Below are 17,439 nucleotides of genomic sequence, written 5' to 3'. Positions count from 1 at the left end.
ATCAGCCATCAACGGATCAAGCAATGAAGCCACCTTACGAACTGGTATTTCAAGGCGTGCCGCGCTCGGACGCGCTCGAGGCGGCAGCCGCCCGGCATGTATCCAGACTCGATCGATTCCGGCAGGACATCTCGCATTGCAGGGTCAATGTCGTGCTGGACGAGAAGCACGATCATCAGGGGAAACCGTTCAATATCCGGATCGAAGTCACGATTCCCGGACATCAACTGGTATCCAGCAAGGAGCGCGACGAAGATGTCTACGTCGCGCTGCGCAATGCCTTCAGCAACGTCACGAGAATGCTCGAAGACACGGGACGGAAGCAGCGAGGCCGCGGCAAACGGCATGATGAACGTTCGGCCGCTCCTGCCACGCGATCCGAGGCGCACGAATAGCGCGCTTTTGCGCGAGCGTGCGCCCCTGGTCAGTTGGGCAACGCGCGCGCCGATCGGTGCCTGCCACGACGTCGCGGAGACGCTCCGTCGTGAGTTCAACCGAAACGTAGCGCGTGCGATCGATATCCCGCCCGATGCCCCGCAGCATTCGCGCCTCACCGATTGCGAGCCGGAAGTTCTCGGGCATCTCGCATCCGGCGACGGCATCTTCGACATCGCACGGGATATGCAGCTCAATGCCAAGACTATCAGTACGTACAACGCGCGCTCGCTCGACAAGCTCGAGTTGCGAAGCGATGCCGCGTTGATCCGATATGTGATTGCCGATCGAATCGTCGAGCCGGATTGATCGAGCAGTGTCGGCGAAGTCGCGGCCGATCTCGTATCGGCGTCACGTTTGCCGACGACTTTCCATCCGCTCAGTACAGCAGAAATGCTGCTCTCTCTGGCGCGAACGCCGCATCCTGAGCGACGACCACGCGCTCGATCTCGTCGATCGACCGCCCCGCCTCCAGCATGTCCGCCACCTCGCGCGAACCGACCGATGCACGGATCGCATCGATCCGGAACTTCGCCGGATAACGCCGGTGCAGCGCCAGTGCGAGTGCCAGCCCGATCTCGCCCGGCCGTGCCGCGCCGGGCGGCCGGTCGATGCGCACTCCTTCGCACACCCTGCCGCGATACGGCCCCTCCGTGGGCACGAAGCGAACCGGCGAGAACGTCGCGTCCAGCCGCATTGCACGAAGATCGTCCGCAAGGCTGCGCGCGTCGATCCACGGCGCGCCGACCACGCCGAACGGTGTCGCGGTACCGCGCCCGACACTGACCGCCGCGCCCTCGATGAGCCCCGTCTCCGGGTAAAGCGACAACGCGGCGCCGTCGCGCAGGTTCGGCGATGGCGGCACCCGGCCGAGCCCGGTATCGTCGAAGCGCATCGCGCGCACGTAATTCGCCATCGGCACCGCGGTCAGCGCCGCGCCGATATGCAGGCGGTCGTTGAACAGTCGCGCCAGTTCGCCGAGCGTCATGCCGGGCTGGAGCGGCAACGGGTAATAACCGGTGAACGTGGCCGGCCCGGCATCGGCCACGGGGCCGCCGAACACATCGCCGCCCAGCGGGTCGGGGCGGTCGAGCACGAGCACCGGGCGATGCGCGGCGGCGGCGGCCTCGAGCGCGTAGCCGAGGGTGGCCAGATACGTGAAGAAGCGTACGCCTGCGTCCTGCAGGTCGAGCACCAGCACGTCGACATCGGCGAGCAGCGCGGGCGCGATCCGGCGTCGATCGCCGTAGAGACTGTGAACGACCACGCCGGTCGCGGCGTCGAGCGTGTCGCCGAACGTCTCGTCGACGTCGGTGCCGAGCCCGTGCTCGGGCGCGAACAGCGCGACGAGCCGCGCGCCCGGCGCCTGCGCGAGCAGGTCGACCGTGCGCCGGCCGAACCGGTCGAAGCCGCTGCGGTTCGTGACGAGCGCGATGCGCTTGCCCGCGACGGCCGCAAAGCCGCTCGCCGCGAGCACGTCGATGCCGGCCAGCAGCGGCCCGCGCGATACCGGCAACCGGGCGGCTTGCGCGACGGCCGCCGCCATCGCAGGCACGCGCGTCGCAATCCGCGACGACGTCACGGCCGCGGCCTCGCTCGATACGATGCCGAGCACGAGCGAGCGCAGTGGCATCGCCGTGCCGGTTTCGTCGGGATACAGCCGGCTCGTGAGCACGATCGCGAAGCGGCGCGTCACGGGATCGATCCACAGCGCGGTGCCCGTGTAGCCGAGGTGTTGCAGCGCGCCGACCGGCGGCAGCCGGTAGCGGTTCGCGACAAGCGGCGGCCCGACCGTCCAGCCCGGTGTGTGCAGGTCGCCTTCCGCGTCGAGCGTGGCCGGCGTCTCGAGCGCGGCGACGCTGCGGCGCGCCAGCACGCGCACAGGGCCGAGCGCACCGCCGTTCAGCAGCATGCGCGCGAAGCGCGCCAGATCGTCCGCACTCGCGAACAGGCCCGCATTGCCGGCGACGCCGCCCATCGCGGCCGCGACGGGATCGTGGACGCTCCCGCGCAGCAGACGGCCATCGCGAACGGTGGTGGGCGCCACGCGCGCGAACAGCGACACCGGTGGCCGGAACGCGGTGCTCGCCATCCCGAGCGGCGCGAACACATGTGCGGCGCACCACGCGTCGAGCGGCCGGTGCGACGCGCGCTCGGCGATCTCGCCAAGCACCACGTAGTTGACGTCGCTGTAGCGCACCTGCGTGCCGGCCGGTGTGCCGGGGGTCATCGCGACGATGTCGGCCAGCACGGCGGCGGGGCTGCGCAGTGCGCGGGACGACGACACGCCGGCCGGCAGCCCCGACACATGCGCGAGCAACTGGCGGATCGTGATGCCGGCCTTGCCGTGCGCGCCGAACGCGGGCCAGTAGCGCGCGGCCGGTGCGTCGAGGCGCAGCATGCCGCGCTCCGCGAGCTGCATGATCGCGACCGCCGTCGCCACCGGCTTGGTCAGCGACGCGAGATCGAAGACGGTATCGGCCGTCATCGCCTCGGCGTGCTCGCCCGTCACCCGCAGGCCGCGCGCGACGCGCACCCGCACGCCGTCCGCGTCGCCCGTCACGACCACGGCGCCGGCAAGATGGCCGTCGGCGATCTCGGCGGCGATCGCTTCGTCGATCGCGATGGTCTGCTGCTGCGCCACGGCCGTATCGGATTCCGCGCGCGCACAGGCTGACGCAAGCGTGAACAGCAGCGCGCCGGTCAGCGCGGCAGCGCAGCGGGATCGTCGCGATCGAGCCTGTTCCACTGCGTTCAATTTCTTCGTGCCGGCCGCATCGGCTGAGTCGAGCTGCGTGCGGAGGCTTGCCACGTCGATGGCGTCAGGATCCGCGATCGGCCGACGCATTGTCGCTTCTCCCGCCATGCCGGTCCTGAACGAACGCGCGGCCAGCGGGCCGGTTACTGCGGCGATGCGGAACAATCGGCACACAGACGTATCGCGCCGTGCCGGTCCGGGTCGTGCCAGTAGAAGCGCACATCGACCGCGCCGCGCGCCGGTACGACGACGTGCCTGACTTCCTGAATGGCCCTGTCGTGCGCGGACACGGTATATCGTCCGGGCGGCACGCGGGCGAACAGGAACGGGCCGTTCGTGTGCGCGTCGAGAATCGTCGACTTGCCGGATGACAGCGTGACATCGACATCGGAAAGATACTGGCCCCGCTTCGATGCGAACGTGATCCGCAGGTTGTAGCGAGGCGCGACATCGCGAAACGCAGTGACCTCGTCCTGGCCGATTCCGCCGGTGATGTAAGCGACACCGTTGTGCACGACCGGCTCGGTCGACGGGTCAGCCAGCGCGTTCGCACCGATGTTCAGCAGGCAGGCTGCCAGCAGCATCTTCACGGTTCGGGTCCACATCTTCACTCTCCTGATTGAGCCCGCACGGCTGCGATGCCGCCCGTCCGGTCGCGGAACGGGCTGCGTGCGGTGACGTCGCGCATTCGCGTCGACGACGATGTCAGCGTCGCGCGGAACGTCGATTTCCCGTTGACTCAAGTCAAGTGCACGCCTGTCGAAGCCGGACTGGCCCCGCGAGACAGTCATCGCGCCCCATCTACCCGAGCGGCACGGCACGCCTGAAAACACGGGGGAGCCGGATACGGACTGCGCAATCGCCCGTGACGGCTGTCAGCCGATATTGCGCGCCCCGTCAGAAATTTCCGACACGACGGCCCGACATCGGACAGCAAGCTCAGGCCACGCTGATTGTTCCGCGCGGCTCCACTGCCAATACTGGAGACGTGACAGGACGCAACGTGTTTCGCGGCCGGCGCCCGATTCTTCCGCCCCGCCGCCGCAGGACCGAGGAGCTGGCGATGATTGATCCGACCGCAGCGCACGCCGACGACGCCATGCTGGATGGCGAACCGCTGGTCGGTGCCCACCTCGTGACCCACCGCCCCGGCTATCTGCATCACGGGATCTACATCGGCGACGGCAACGTGATTCACTACGCGGGATGGTCGCGCCATGCGAGCGGCGGTCCGGTCGAGGTCGTCACGCTGGACGGCTTCCGCGCCGGTTTCGGGCTCGCGGTCATTCGCCACGCAAGCGCGCTGTACGATGGAACGGAAGCAGCGCGCCGCGCGGCTTCGCGCCTTGGCGAATGCCAATACCGGCTGCTCACGAACAACTGCGAGCATTTCTGCCTGTGGTGCCTGTTCGGTGTGGCGAGGAGCGAGCAAGTCGCGTCGTGTCTGCGCAACCCGGTGCACGGCATCGCGGTCGCCGTCATGCTGATGGCGTGCGTTCTGGCCGCGCGATTGCATCCGGGGATGACCGGGCGCGCATGCCCGGCACGGTGTACGGCCTAGTTTCGACGGCGGGGGGCGTCGTTCGGTATTCGTCACCTTGACCGTCACCCGCGGCCGCGAAAGACGGCATGCGCACGCCCCCACCGTTTCGCCTGCGCGATCGCGATGCGGATCGCGCTGCCCTCGGTGCGCCCCTGCCTCAGCAGCGCGTTGGCAATCTCGATCGCCTTGCCGCGAACCGGCGGCGGCAGATTCCGCATCGAAGGCGGATAACGCTCGTCATTCCACGGCATGATCGATTCGGCTCCTGCACGTTCGGGCCGGTCCGCACCTGCCGCTCAGCGCGGCAAATCGGCAGGATCGTAGCGATTGCGCGGATTCCACAGCATCCAGCCGTCCGTGCCCGCCGCATCGGCGGCGTCGACCTGTGCGCGAATCTCGTCGGCATCGAACGGCCGGTGATCGAACGCATAGTCGCGAAACGCCTGGAGCCACGGCCGAAACCGGACACCGCCCAGGCCGGTCCGGCGCTTCGCCTCGGCCAGCGACCGCGCAACGACCTCGCCGGGATGCTCGGTCGGCTTCCGGCAGCCGGGCAGGCCCCACGTGAAGCCGGACGGATACAGCATCGGCGACACATAGTCGACGACCGGTCCGAGCGCGTCGAGCCGCTGCCCGATCGCGGTGTCGTCGGTGTTCCAGCAGACGTAGCCGAAAATATCCGCCGACATGTAGAGGTTGTACGGACGCAGCCGTTCCCGCGCACCGATCAGGAATCCGGAGATCGCCGCGACCCGGTTGGCCTCGGTATTGGGCTCGGCGAACCGGAGGCTGTTGGCGTCGGGAAAACGCAGGTAGTCGAACTGGATTTCGTCGAAACCCATGCGGGCCGCCTCTTCGGCGACGTCGTAGTTGTGTTGCCAGGCCGCGCGCGAGGTCGGGTCGATCCAGCGCTGATGCTCGCGGTCCTGCCAGATCTCGCCGGCTGCATCGCGCACGGCCCAATCGGGATGCGCGCGAGCCAGCGGGTCGTCCTTGAACACGACGATGCGGGCAATCAGGTAAAGACCGCGCGCGTGGAACGTCCGCAGCAGGTCCGGCAGATCGGGCGGACGAACGATGGCACCGGCGACATTGTTCGCGGCACCGGACATCTCACGCGCCAGGCTACGATATGGCGTCACGCCGCTGTCACCCTTCACGTCGATGACGAGCGCGTTGATCGCCGTCTTGTCCTGGAGGGACAGCGCCGCCTCGCGCAGCGTGCGGTCCGCGACGCCGTAAGCGGACAAATAGACGGCTTTCGGACGCACCGGCGTCATGCGGATCGTCTGTGCGCCCTCGGCGGGTGAGAGCGTGACTTCGGTTCGCGCGTAGCCCGGCGCACGCACGCTCAGGCGTACGCCCGCCGCGTCGATCTCCAGTGAAAACGCGCCGTCGCGATCCGCGGTCCGGTTCGCACCCGCCGCGTGGCCGATCGCGCCGGCGAGCGGGTGCCCGTTCGTCGCATCGACGACGGTGATCGTGACGGGCGCCGCGCGGGCGGCGAATCCGGCGAGCGACACGAGCAGACAGACGATCAGGCGTTCAATCACGGCTTCCCCCCGCGGTTCTCAACAATCCGTTCATGCAGCGTGTGTCGCAGGCGTCCGTCATCAGATAGCGCGGCAGCGCCATGGCCGGGTCGGTGACACGAACGGGGTGCGCGTCGAGCGTGAATGCTGCGACGTAGCCTTCGCGAGCGGCCAGCTGGTCGGTCTGCGCATCATGGACGCCGAACGGCCAGGCCAGCATCCGCACCGGCTGGCCGGTTTCGGACTCGAGCCGTTCGCGGGACCGGCTCAATTGGAACGACACGAAGCGCAGGTAGTCGTCCGGCGTGAGCCGGGCGCGTTCGGTGCGGAAATTCGGATGCCAGTACGTGTGGGACTCGATGTCGAATCCGCCGGACTGCCCGAGCGTGCGCAACTGGTCCCATGTCATCGCATAGCTGGCGTTGGAGATGGCCGAGGGATAGATGAACAGCGTGACCGGCATCGGATGGGCAGCGAGCAATGGGCGCAGGACCTCGTAGACGGAGCGATGACCGTCGTCGACGGTGATCGCGACTGCGCGCGCAGGCACGGCATCGGCCTGGCCGTCATGCCAGCGCACGACGTCGGCGAGCGGCACAACGCGGTAGCCGTTCGCCTCGATCGCCTGCAACTGGTGGCGGAACGTTTCGGTACGGACCGTCATCGAATCCAGTCGCGCGGTGGCGAACCGGTGGTAGACCAGGATCAGCACACGCTGCGATGGTGAATCACCGGTTGCGATGTCGACGGACGAAGCCGGCGGCATACACGACAACAGGAGCAGGCAGGCGAGCAGGCGAAAGGCCATGGCGGGTCTCGTGGAATGGCTGCCCCATTTTTCTCGATCGCGGCGCGAAAACCGCTGAGCCAGATCAACGATCGATCGCGCGTCGACGCGATCGTGCACGTGTCACGCCGCGTGGTCGTCAGCTTGCCTGCGCAACCAGTTCGGCATGAATCCGCTCGACGTCCTCGCGCGTGCACAGCGCGGTCCCCGGGTGCTCGACCGACGCGGCCGATGCCGCCAGCGCATAGCGGCACGCTTCGTCGAACGGCACGCCGCGTGCCAGCGCCCAGACCATGCCGCCGACGAAACTGTCGCCGGCGCCGACCGTGCTGCATACGGCTGCCGGCCTGCCGGGCAGGCGCAGCGCGCCGTCGCGCGTGACGACCCATGCGCCGCGCGCGCCGAGCGTCAATGCGACGATGTCGGCTTGCCCTCGCGCCACGAGTTCGCTCGCCTTCCGGCACGCCGACGTGTCGTCGAGCGGTTCGCCGGCCAGCGCGCTCAGTTCGCCGAGACTGGGCTTCACGAGATGCACGCCGGCCTCGAGGGCCGCTTGCAGCGCCCTGCCCGCCGCATCGACGACCACCCGGCTGCCCCTTGCCCGGGCGGTCCGCGCGAGCGTCGCATACAGGTCGTCGGGCGCGCCGGGCGGCAGGCTGCCGCTCAGCACGAGGTAGCGCGGCACCGGTTGCATGGCGTCGATGCGGGCTGCGCAGTCGCGCCACTCGGCCTCCGAGACCAGCGGCCCCGGCATCAGGAACCGATATTCGCGCCCGGTCGCGGTCTCGGTCACGCAGATGTTCTCGCGCGTCTCGCCGGCGATCCGGATGCGCACCGCCGGCAGGCGCTCGGCTTCGAGCAGCAGCGTCAACACGTCGCCGGTCGGCCCGCCGGCCAGGTATAGCGCAACGCAGTCGCCCCCGAGGCGGTGAATGGTTCGGGCGACGTTGATCCCGCCGCCGCCGGGGTCGCGCCGTGGCCGTGCGCAGCGCAGCTTGTGCATATCGACGATGTGCTCGACGGACGTCGCGACATCGACAGCCGGATTCAAGGTAATGGTAACGATATCGGTCATGGTGCGTGGTTCGCAGTCGATGGCTGGCGCGACGGACGCCCGCGCGACAATTCGCGGCAACCGCCGCGTGCCGGCCGTCGCTCCACCTTACGTTCGACGCCGGTCGCGGCGTTGACCGCCGTCAAGCGATGGCGCGAAGGTGCCCGGTTGCGCTCGATCAACGACACGTTCGGGCAGGCTCTTACAGTGAATCATTCATCATCGCCGAGCCCCGCCATGGATGAGCAGCCGCTTTGCACCACCGTGTTCGCCGAACGCTATGCGCAACCCGGCGAAACGTCTCGCGTGGCCGTCTTCCATCGCGTCGCCCGTGCGCTGTCGCTCGCCGAGCCAGCCGAGCTCCGTGCACAGGTGAAGCGCGCGTTCTTCGTGAACCTGCAGCGTGGCGCGATCGGCGCGGGCCGCATCCTCGCGAATGCCGGCGCGGATACCGGCGGCACGATGATCAATTGCTTCGTCCATCCGCTCGCGATTCCGGCCGACATGTCCGTTCATGCCCTCGACGCAGCGCTCGCGCATGCGCTCGACAACGCACGGGTCACGCTGTCGATGGGCGGCGGAATCGGCTACGACTTCTCGCCGGTGCCGCCCGCCGACGCGTACGAACAGCGCCTGTCATCCGGGCGCGGCGCATGCGCGGCGATCGACCGCTTCGATACGATGTGCCGGGCGCTGCCGTTCACCGGCCCGCGCCGGGGCGCGCAAATGGGCGTGCTGCGCTGCGATCATCCGGACCTCGTCGCATTCGTCGCGGCCAAGCGCGGACGCTCGCGCTGGCCGACGTTCAACCTGTCGGTCGGCGTCACGGACGCGTTCATGGAGGCGGTCCGGCACGACCTGCCGTGGGCGCTCGTTCATCATGCGCCGCCCGCCTCCGCTTCCGCCGCAACGCCCCGGCGGCCGGACGGACATTACCTTTACGCGACGGTGCCGGCCCGCACGCTCTGGCACGAGATCGTCAACGCCGCGCGCGACAGCGCCGAACCCGGCCTGCTGTTCCTCGACACGATCCGCGACGCGAATCCGCTGCGCGAGCACGAGCGAATCGACGCGACGAACCCGTGCGGCGAACAACCGCTGCCGCCGTACGGCAGCTGCGTGCTCGGGCCGATCGACCTGTCGCGGTTCGTTCTACATCCGTTCGGTGTCGACAGGAAGCCGCGCTTCGACTTCGCGACGCTCGCCGACGCGGTGCGCATCCAGGTCCGCATGCTCGACAACGTACTCGACATGACCGCGTGGCCGCTCGCCGCGCACGAGCACGAGGCGCGGCGGACGCGGCGCATCGGGGTCGGCGTGACCGGGCTGGCCGATGCGCTGACCATGCTGCGGCTGCGCTACGACAGCGTGGAAGCACGCACGCTCGCACGCGGGATCGTGCTGACGATGCGCGAGCATGCGTTTGCCGCATCGGCCGCGCTTGCCGCCGAGCGCGGCGTGTTTCCGGCCTACGACCCGGACACCTATCTGACCGGCCCCGCGTCTCGCACGCTGTTGCCGCTGAAGGTGCATCACGCGATCGCGCGGCACGGGCTGCGCAACAGCCATCTGCTGTCGTTCGCGCCGGCCGGCAGCGTGAGCCTCGCGTTCTGCGACAACTGTTCGAACGGGATCGAGCCGGCCGTCGGCTGGACGCAGCGTCGCATGGTCCGCACCGCCGACGGGCAGGTCCGGCCGTTTCGTGCGGAGAATCACGCTTCCCGGCTGTTCCGCGCGCTGCATGGCGAGACCGTCAAGCTGCCGGACTATTTCGTCACGGCCGCGGAAATCGCGCCGGCGGATCATGTCGCGATGCTCGCGGCGCTGCAGCCGTGCGTCGACGCCGGCATCTCGAAGACCGTGACGATGCCCGGCCAGTTTTCGCTCGCGGAGGTCGACGCGTTGTTCTTCCAGGCGTGGCGCGACGGGCTCAAGGGCATCACGGTTTTTCGGCCGGATCCGCGGCTCGCGTCGGTCGTGACCGATGATGCGGCGCGCGCGCGGCGCGGCGGCCCGGTCTGCATCGGCTGTTGAGCGATGTGATGGCCTGCGGCAGGCGTCCGGCGCGATCGCGGCGGTCGTTTCTTCAGGCGGAGACGCCCGTGGTCGTTTCCGTGTCGGTTTCCGCCGGCCGGGGTGTGTCGCCGGCATCGTCCGGCGGCGCGATGAGCGCCACCAGCATGTCGTGATCGATCGATTCGTGTTGCAGCAAGCTGCACGCGATCCGTTCAAGCGCATCGCGGTGCGCGCCGAGCGTCGCCGTGACCCGCGCATGCGCATCCTCGAGCAGCGCGCGCACCTCTTCGTCGATCAGCTGCGCCGTGTGCTCGCTGCAATGGCCGTCGCCCGGCGTCCATACGCCCGGCGCGCCGCCCTGCAGGGCGCCATCGTCGAGCGTCGCGAGGCCGACCTTCTCGCTCATCCCGTACTGCATCACCATGTGACGCGCCAGCGCGGTCGCGCGCTCGAGATCGTTCTGCGCGCCGGTCGACACGTCGCCGAATGCGATTTCCTCGGCCACGCGCCCGCCGAGCAACACGTCGAGCCGGTCGAGCAGTTCGCTTCTGCGCAGCACGTAGCGATCCTCTGTCGGCACCTGCTGCGTGTAGCCGAGCGCCGCGATCCCACGAGGAATGATCGACACCTTCTTCACCGGATCGCAGTGCGCGCGACTTTGCGCGACGAGCGCATGCCCCGATTCGTGGTACGCGATGGTCCGCTTTTCCTGTTCGTTCATCACGCGGCTCTTGCGCTCCATGCCGGTCATCGCGCGATCGATGGCTTCGTCGAAATCGGCCATCCCGATCGCGGGCTTGCCCAGTTCGGCCGCATGCAACGCGGCTTCGTTGACGACGTTCGCGAGATCGGCGCCGACGAAACCGGGCGTGCGCTGCGCCAGTTCGGCCAGGTCGACTTCCGGCGCGAGCTTCACCCGCTTCGTATGGACGGCGAGGATCTGCTTGCGTCCGGTCAGGTCCGGCCGGTCGATCGCGATGTGCCGGTCGAAACGCCCGGGGCGCAGCAGCGCCGGATCGAGAATCTCGGGCCGGTTGGTCGCGGCCATGATGATGACGCCCGAATTAGCCTGGAAGCCGTCCATCTCGACGAGCAACTGGTTGAGCGTCTGCTCGCGCTCGTCGTTACCCGACATCAGGCCGACGCCGCGCGCCTTGCCGAGCGCATCGAGCTCGTCGATGAACACGATGCACGGCGCGCTCTGCTGCGCCTGTTCGAAGAGATCGCGCACGCGCGCCGCGCCGACGCCGACGAACATCTCGACGAACGCCGAACCGCTGATCGTGAAGAACGGCACCGCAGCTTCGCCGGCGACGGCCCGTGCCAGCAGCGTCTTGCCGGTGCCGGGCGCGCCGACGATCAGCACGCCCTTCGGGATCTTGCCGCCGAGCCGCTGGTATCGTTCGGGGTTGCGCAGGAACGCGACGATCTGCTGCAACTCGGCCTTCGCTTCGTCAATGCCCGCGATATCGTCGAACGTGATGCCGGTTTCCTTCTGCATGTACACGCGGGCGCGGCTTTTGCCCATGCCGCTCAGGTCGCGCATCCCGCCCGGCCGTCGCATCATGAAATTCCAGATCACGACGAAGCCGATCAGCGGGAAGATCCAGGCCGCGAGCGTCCCCATCCAGCCCGTATCCGTCGCGCCGCGATAGCGAATCCCGGCATGGGTCAGCGCGGCGACCAGGCCTTCGTCGCTCACCCGGTTCGTCGTGAAGCGCCACGGCGGCCCGGCGTCCTTCACCGCGGCCGCGTCGGACGCGGGCAGCGCGGCGCCGGCCTCCGGCATGCGCAACGTGCCCGAGATCGACGATTGGCCGATCTCGAGATCGTCGACGAGCCGTGCGTCCACCAGGTGGTGAAAATCGCTGTAGGAAATCGAGGTCGCCGCCGGCTGACGCGCCAGCAGTTGGACCGCGACCAGCACGGCGAACGCGATCGGGATCAGCAACCCGAAGTAGTCGAATGATTTTTTCATGGGATCGAACCTGCCCGGCCGACGATCGCCGGCTCACGCGTCGTCGCGCGTCCAGTGCGCTCGCAGCACGTCCTCGCCGTCGCGGTAGTTGATCGCGAGGTCTCCGTGGTGCGCACGCAGCAGCGCTTCGCCGAGGCGGCGGACCATGTGCACGCCCGTCGTTCGCACGACGAGGGAATCGGCGGATTTCTCGATGTCCATGATGCGTTCGAGCGCGTGCTCACTCGTCTCCAGATCGGCCTGGCGCTCGAGCAACTCCAGAATCGTCGACTGGTGCGCGCGCAGATACTCGCCGTGCAACACCAGTTCGCCCGCCGGCACCTTTTCCCGCATGCGCTTGCAGGCCGGGCATTCAAGCTGGCGCCGGTCCAGTGCGGTCGCGGACCAGGTCCAGCGGCCCGCGTCGCAGACCGCGCCGCAGCCTTCGCAGATGCGGTCGCCCGTCGGCCGCTTCGGATCGCGGTAGCTGTCCTTCGTATGCGGCTGCATGCGCTTGTCGCGGCGCAGATAGTTTCGGCCGGGGCCGGTATGCGAACGGTTCATCGCTGTTTCTCCTGGTAGTAGACGGCACGTGCAAGCCTGTCAGGCAACGGTCAGCCGGTCGACGACCTGCCGGACACCCCTCACCGACCCGGCTGCACCGCACGCGGCGCGCCTTTCGGCGAGCGACGCGACCGTGCCCGTCAGCGTGACGATGCCGTCGGCCGCGTCGATCGAGATTCCCGCGGATTCACGCTGCGCGCGGCGCGCGGCGCGCAAGCGCCTCGGCGATCCGCGCGCCGACGTCCGGCACCGTGTGGTCCGTACGTACGCTGATGCGGTTCGCCACGCCGACGACGCCGATCATCCGGCTCACCATCGCTTCCGCCGCCCGGCTCTGATACGCATGATCGACTTCACCGTCGAGCGTCACGCAGCCGTGATCGACCTCGACGCCGATCCGGTTATCGCGCAACGCCTCCTGCCATCCGAGCGCAAACGAGTTCGCGATCGCCAACTCCTGGTCCGCGCATGCGTTCTGCGGCGGGGTGACGTTCAGTTCGAGCACCAGCGCGCGCGCATCGGCGACATGCAGTGCCGTTTTCTGCGCCTCGAGCTTCTGGGCCCAGCTGTCGACCGTGCCGCGCAGCGTCACGATCCGGTCCCGGACCTCGACGTCGATCCGGCGTGCATCGATCGCCGGATTCCAGAACAACGCCTGCTCGACATCCTGCTTGAGTACTGCGTCGGATCTCATGTCGGCCTCCCGTCGGACCGTGCCGGCCGCAAGGCATGCGAGCGAGCGCGTATGGAACCGTGTACAGCATCGCGCACGGCCGCGCCGGCGGCTTGACGAGGATCAATCAAAGGCGGGCAGGCGCTGGCGGATTTTGTCGGTTGACGCAGATCAACCGCGCGAATAGGCGCGACGCGATCATGATGCCGCGGGCGTCGCGAAAAACGCGGCCACGGGCACGTTTCGCATTCGTCCGACCCGTCGACGCCACCGCTTTCCGGGAGACCGTCATGATCCGCAAGCAGTACCGCATCGTGCTCGCGACGCTCAGCGTGTTCATCGCGATTGCGTCGTTGGCCGGCATCGTTCACGGGATGCTGTTCGACGAGGAAGTGTTCAGGTACTCGATTGTCACGCTGATTTCCAGCATCCTCGCGTTCGTCGTGCTGCTCAATCCGGGGCCGGGCGAACGCCCTTGACGGGTGCCACGCGGTGCGCGTCCGTCATCGGCCAGCTCGACGAAGCCAAACTCGCCGAGGCGCAATCGGAGATCGATTTCCGCGGACGCGTGCGCAACCGGAAGGGAGCGGCGCTCCAGCGCCATCTCGCGAGCGACGCGGCCGGACGGCCAGTGACGCTGAACGTCGTTACGGTGTCGCCATCGCGTATTCGACCGAGTGCGAAATGCCGTCGCCGACGCGATTGCGCGAGACGATTCGTCAGATGACGTGATCGACGCGCCGCGCCCGCGACGCCGGAATTCGTCCGTTGATACAGATCAATCGTGCCGGAGCGCGGCACGCGATCATGGCGCCATGTCTTGCGCAACCAGCGGCGGCTGAATTGACGGCAATGCCGTCGACGGCGGCCGCTTCCAGGGAGAACGTCATGATCGGTCCGTCATACCGAAGCGCGCTGGCAACGTTCTGCGTGTTCATCGCGCTCGCCTCACTGCTGGGTGTCGCGCATGCGATGCTGATCGACGAGCCGGTCGTCCCGTACGCGATCGTCGCGCTGGTGTCGGGCATCGTCGCGTTCGTCGCACAGCTGGATCCGGCGTCGTCCGGGCGATAGCGGCACGGGCCGGCCGCGCGGGATTCGCCATCGTGAACGGCATTCTCCGTCTCGCGTTCAAGCTGCTCGTCAACGACAGCGCGAAATTCACCGCGCTGACCGTCGGCATCACGTTCTCGGTGCTGCTGATGATCGAGATGACGTCGCTGTTCGCCGGCATCCTGAACAAGTCGTCGGCGTCGGTCATCAACATCGGCGCGAAAGTGTGGGTGATGGACCCGGCCGTGAAGACGATCGCGAACAGCATCGGCATGCCCGACTACGTGCTCGACGTGGTGCGCAGCACCGACGGCGTCAGGTATGCGGTGCCGCTCTACTCCGGCGCCGCGCTCGTGAAGCTGCGCTCCGGCACCTACCAGGCCGTGACGGTCGTCGGCCTCGACGACGCGAGCCTGCTCGGCCGTCCGACGATGCTGCAGGGCCACATCGAGGACATCTACGCGGAGAACGGCTTCATCGCGATCCAGGACCCCGAGTTTCCGAAACTCGAGAATCCGTCGGTCGGCACCGATTTCGAACTGAACGACCATCGCGGCGTGATCGTCGGCATCGCGAAGGTGGCGGCCAGCGGCCTGTTCGGCACGCCGACGCTCTACACCACATACGCTCGCGCGATCCGGTACATTCCGTCGCCGCGCTTCACGACGTCGTACATTCTCGTCGAGCCGAAATCGGCCGCGGACATCGCGCACATCAAGGCCGTCGTGCAATCGCTCGGCTATCGCGCGTACACGCGCGACGAATTCATCGCGCAGATCGCACGCTTCTACAAGTACGAGACCGGGCTGGGCACCAACATCATGCTGATGACGATCATCAGCTTCATCATCGGCCTGTCGATCTCGGGCCAGACGTTCTATGCGTTCATCCTCGAGAACCTCGACAAGTTCGGCGCGCTGAAGGCGATCGGCGCGAAGAGCCGCGAGCTGGTCGCGATGATCCTGTTCCAGGCGACGTTCACCGCGCTGACCGGCTACGGCATCGGCGTCGGCCTGTGCGTGCTGATGATCAGCCTCGCGAAGCTGCAGATTCCGGATTACGCGGCGCTCGTCACGTTCGGCAACCTGTCGCTCGCGTTCGGGATGGTGGTCGTGATCGCGGCGATCTCGAGCTATCTCGGCGTGCGGCGCGTACTGCGCATCGAGCCGTTCGACATCTTCCGGGGCTGACGATGGCCGGTATCGCGATCGACGCCCGCGGCGTCAGCAAATGGTTCGGCGAAGGCGACGCACGCACGCAGGCGCTGCGCGACGTATCGATGCAGGCGTACCTCGGCGAGATGCTGCTGATCGTCGGACCGTCCGGCAGCGGCAAGACGACGCTGCTCAGCGTGATCTCCGGCATCCTGCGGCCGGACGGCGGCTCGGTATCGATCGACGGCGTCGACCTGTGGGCGCAGCCGAACGACGCGATCGCCGATTTCCGGCTGAACCGGATCGGCTTCGTATTCCAGGACTACCACCTGTTCCCGCGGCTCACGACCGTGGAGAACGTCGCGATTCCGCTGATCCTGAAACGCCGGCCGTGGGACGAGGCGATGCACGAAGCGCTCGGTTACCTCGACGTCGTCGGGCTCGGCAATCGCGCGCAACTGCCGCCCGTCAAGCTGTCCGGCGGCGAGCAGCAACGCGTCGCGATCGCGCGCGCGATCGTCAGCCAGCCCGACCTGCTGATCCTCGACGAGCCGACCGCGTCGCTCGACGGCGACACGGGCCGCATGATCATCGACTTCGTCAAGCACCAGGTGCTGAACGACACGCGCTGCATCGTGATCGTCACGCACGATGCGCGGATCTTCGAATACGCGGATCGCATCCTGCGGATGGAGGACGGCAAGCTGAACGGGATCGACCGCGGAGGTGCGCGATGAAGCACCGGCTCGTGTTCGTGGCGGCCCTGCTCGGCTTCCTGGCAAGCGTCATTGCCGCGTGGGTGTACAGCCGTCAGGAACCGCCGCAGCCACCGGTATTCAAGCCGGCCGCCAATCCATACGCGCGCGGCGTCTATGCGAACGGCATCGTCGAAAGCGAACAGCCGGCCGGCGCGAACGTGAACGTCTACCCGGACGTGCCGGGCACGGTGACACGCATCCTCGTGCACGACGGCGATCCGGTGAAAGCCGGCGATGTGCTGCTGACGATCGACGACTCGGTGCAGCGCGCCACCGCCGCGCAGCTCGCGGCACAGGCCGACGCGGCCGACGCCCTGCTCGACGAACTGAAAGCGCAGCCGCGCCGTGAGGTGCTCGACGTGGCCACCGCGCAGACCACGGCTGCGCAGGCCAGCCTGAAGCTCGCGCAGGATCAGTACGACAAGCAGCGGCGCGCATACGACATCGACCCGAAGGCCGTCAGCCGCGATGCGCTCGACACGGCCGCGAACGCGGTACGCGTCGCTGCGGCCAACCTGGACGTCGTGACGCGGCAGTATCGCCTGACGAAAGCCGGCGCGTGGCGTTACGACGTGCGCAACCAGGAAGCGCAGGCCGTCGCGCTGCGGCGCGCGGCCGACGCGGCCGCCGCGCTGCTTGCCCGCTACACGCTGCGCGCGCCGGCGGACGGCACCGTGCTCGCGATGAACGCGGCCGTCGGCTCGTACCTGACCTCGCAGGGGCTCTACGATACCTACACGCAGGGCAACGGGCCCGTCGCGGTGCTCGGCACGCCGGTCGACCGCCTGCAGGTGCGCTGCTACATCGACGAAATCCTGATTCACCAGTTGCCGGACCTGCATGCGTTGAAGGCGCACATGTTCGTGCGCGGCACGTCGATCGAGGCCGATCTCCAGTTCGTTCGCGTGCAACCGTACGTCACGCCGAAAATCGAATTGTCCGACCAGCGCACCGAGCGCGTCGACGTGCGCGTGCTGCCGGTCGTGTTCCGCATCGTGCCGAACCGCGCCGTGCGGCTGTTTCCCGGGCAGATCGTCGATGTCTACGTCGCCGGCAAATGACCGCGCCCGCCGCGCGCACGCGCTGCGCCGCGCAACCGGCGCGCTGACGGTCGCCGTGCTGCTCGCGGGCTGCACGCTCGGGCCCGACTTCGTC

At 68.0% G+C, this 17,439-nt stretch carries 18 protein-coding genes and 1 pseudogene; 9 read left to right on the top strand and 10 right to left on the bottom strand.

What is annotated here, in order from left to right; all coding sequences use genetic code 11:
- The first annotated feature begins 23 nt into the window (after positions 1–23).
- Positions 24–395, top strand: coding sequence for an HPF/RaiA family ribosome-associated protein (locus tag DPV74_RS03590; protein ID WP_119336524.1), 372 nt, complete (start codon positions 24–26; stop codon positions 393–395).
- The gene (locus tag DPV74_RS03585) at positions 346–744 is read left to right on the top strand and encodes a LuxR C-terminal-related transcriptional regulator (protein WP_166742093.1); all 399 of its coding nucleotides are present in this window, start codon (positions 346–348) and stop codon (positions 742–744) included. Before DPV74_RS03590 ends, DPV74_RS03585 begins: the two co-directional genes overlap by 50 nt.
- Before the next feature lie 70 nt (positions 745–814).
- On the opposite strand, the gene DPV74_RS03580 is transcribed toward DPV74_RS03585, so the two are convergent.
- Together DPV74_RS03580 and DPV74_RS03575 are read right to left on the bottom strand one after the other, a co-directional pair.
- Complete coding sequence (locus DPV74_RS03580) at positions 815–3,184, bottom strand: exo-beta-N-acetylmuramidase NamZ domain-containing protein (RefSeq protein ID WP_119336557.1); 2,370 nt, start codon at positions 3,182–3,184, stop codon at positions 815–817.
- 152 nt (positions 3,185–3,336) lie between these two features.
- Positions 3,337–3,798 carry a carboxypeptidase regulatory-like domain-containing protein gene (locus DPV74_RS03575; protein WP_119336522.1) on the bottom strand — a complete coding sequence of 154 codons (462 nt, stop codon included), beginning with the start codon at positions 3,796–3,798 and terminating at the stop codon, positions 3,337–3,339.
- A gap of 458 nt (positions 3,799–4,256) precedes the next feature.
- Here DPV74_RS03575 and DPV74_RS03570 point away from each other — a divergent pair, with 458 nt between their 5' ends.
- Positions 4,257–4,754, top strand: coding sequence for a lecithin retinol acyltransferase family protein (locus tag DPV74_RS03570; protein WP_119336520.1), 498 nt, complete (start codon positions 4,257–4,259; stop codon positions 4,752–4,754).
- A 44-nt stretch (positions 4,755–4,798) separates the two neighbouring features.
- Here the strand turns inward: DPV74_RS03570 and DPV74_RS03565 are convergent, their stop codons facing one another.
- The 4 genes from DPV74_RS03565 to DPV74_RS03550 all read right to left on the bottom strand — a co-directional run bounded on the left by DPV74_RS03565 (position 4,799) and on the right by DPV74_RS03550 (position 8,130).
- The gene (locus DPV74_RS03565; RefSeq protein WP_059700890.1) at positions 4,799–4,987 is read right to left on the bottom strand and encodes a hypothetical protein; all 189 of its coding nucleotides are present in this window, start codon (positions 4,985–4,987) and stop codon (positions 4,799–4,801) included.
- Between the two features lie 45 nt (positions 4,988–5,032).
- Positions 5,033–6,289 (bottom strand): putative glycoside hydrolase, encoded by a 1,257-nt coding sequence (locus DPV74_RS03560; RefSeq protein ID WP_119336519.1) that lies wholly within the window; start codon positions 6,287–6,289, stop codon positions 5,033–5,035.
- The gene (locus DPV74_RS03555; RefSeq protein ID WP_119336518.1) at positions 6,282–7,076 is read right to left on the bottom strand and encodes a polysaccharide deacetylase family protein; all 795 of its coding nucleotides are present in this window, start codon (positions 7,074–7,076) and stop codon (positions 6,282–6,284) included. Before DPV74_RS03555 ends, DPV74_RS03560 begins: the two co-directional genes overlap by 8 nt.
- A gap of 118 nt (positions 7,077–7,194) precedes the next feature.
- Positions 7,195–8,130, bottom strand: coding sequence for a 1-phosphofructokinase family hexose kinase (locus tag DPV74_RS03550; protein WP_119336517.1), 936 nt, complete (start codon positions 8,128–8,130; stop codon positions 7,195–7,197).
- Between the two features lie 216 nt (positions 8,131–8,346).
- Between DPV74_RS03550 and DPV74_RS03545 the strand changes: the two genes are divergently transcribed.
- The gene (locus DPV74_RS03545; protein ID WP_119336516.1) at positions 8,347–10,143 is read left to right on the top strand and encodes an adenosylcobalamin-dependent ribonucleoside-diphosphate reductase; all 1,797 of its coding nucleotides are present in this window, start codon (positions 8,347–8,349) and stop codon (positions 10,141–10,143) included.
- 52 nt (positions 10,144–10,195) lie between these two features.
- On the opposite strand, the gene ftsH is transcribed toward DPV74_RS03545, so the two are convergent.
- From ftsH to DPV74_RS03530, 3 genes and pseudogenes are all read right to left on the bottom strand, one after another.
- Positions 10,196–12,103, bottom strand: coding sequence for an ATP-dependent zinc metalloprotease FtsH (gene ftsH / locus DPV74_RS03540; RefSeq protein WP_119336515.1), 1,908 nt, complete (start codon positions 12,101–12,103; stop codon positions 10,196–10,198).
- 33 nt (positions 12,104–12,136) lie between these two features.
- Positions 12,137–12,646, bottom strand: coding sequence for a BCAM0308 family protein (locus DPV74_RS03535; protein WP_119336514.1), 510 nt, complete (start codon positions 12,644–12,646; stop codon positions 12,137–12,139).
- 39 nt (positions 12,647–12,685) lie between these two features.
- A pseudogene (locus DPV74_RS03530) lies at positions 12,686–13,340 on the bottom strand (BON domain-containing protein).
- Positions 13,341–13,609: 269 nt separating this feature from the next.
- Here DPV74_RS03530 and DPV74_RS03525 point away from each other — a divergent pair.
- Positions 13,610–13,798 carry a DUF2964 family protein gene (locus DPV74_RS03525; RefSeq protein ID WP_119336556.1) on the top strand — a complete coding sequence of 63 codons (189 nt, stop codon included), beginning with the start codon at positions 13,610–13,612 and terminating at the stop codon, positions 13,796–13,798.
- Between the two features lie 240 nt (positions 13,799–14,038).
- On the opposite strand, the gene DPV74_RS03520 is transcribed toward DPV74_RS03525, so the two are convergent.
- The gene (locus DPV74_RS03520; RefSeq protein ID WP_162922933.1) at positions 14,039–14,209 is read right to left on the bottom strand and encodes a hypothetical protein; all 171 of its coding nucleotides are present in this window, start codon (positions 14,207–14,209) and stop codon (positions 14,039–14,041) included.
- On the opposite strand from DPV74_RS03520, the gene DPV74_RS03515 reads away from it, so the two are divergent.
- The 4 genes from DPV74_RS03515 to DPV74_RS03500 are packed head-to-tail and all read left to right on the top strand — an operon-like array spanning position 14,208 to position 17,345.
- Positions 14,208–14,393: a DUF2964 family protein gene (locus tag DPV74_RS03515; protein WP_119336513.1), complete on the top strand. Its 186-nt coding sequence runs from the start codon at positions 14,208–14,210 to the stop codon at positions 14,391–14,393. The two genes, DPV74_RS03520 and DPV74_RS03515, sit on opposite strands and share 2 nt — an antisense overlap.
- 32 nt (positions 14,394–14,425) lie before the next feature.
- Positions 14,426–15,562, top strand: a complete 1,137-nt coding sequence (locus tag DPV74_RS03510) for an ABC transporter permease (protein WP_119336512.1) — start codon at positions 14,426–14,428, stop codon at positions 15,560–15,562.
- Positions 15,559–16,263: an ABC transporter ATP-binding protein gene (locus DPV74_RS03505; protein ID WP_205571882.1), complete on the top strand. Its 705-nt coding sequence runs from the start codon at positions 15,559–15,561 to the stop codon at positions 16,261–16,263. Before DPV74_RS03510 ends, DPV74_RS03505 begins: the two co-directional genes overlap by 4 nt.
- Positions 16,260–17,345, top strand: coding sequence for an HlyD family secretion protein (locus tag DPV74_RS03500; RefSeq protein WP_119336510.1), 1,086 nt, complete (start codon positions 16,260–16,262; stop codon positions 17,343–17,345). Before DPV74_RS03505 ends, DPV74_RS03500 begins: the two co-directional genes overlap by 4 nt.
- The last annotated feature ends 94 nt before the right edge of the window (positions 17,346–17,439 follow it).

Source organism: Burkholderia sp. HAN2018, from assembly GCF_024704855.1.
GTDB lineage: Bacteria > Pseudomonadota > Gammaproteobacteria > Burkholderiales > Burkholderiaceae > Burkholderia > Burkholderia cepacia.
This window is presented reverse-complemented; position numbering and strand designations above follow the sequence as displayed.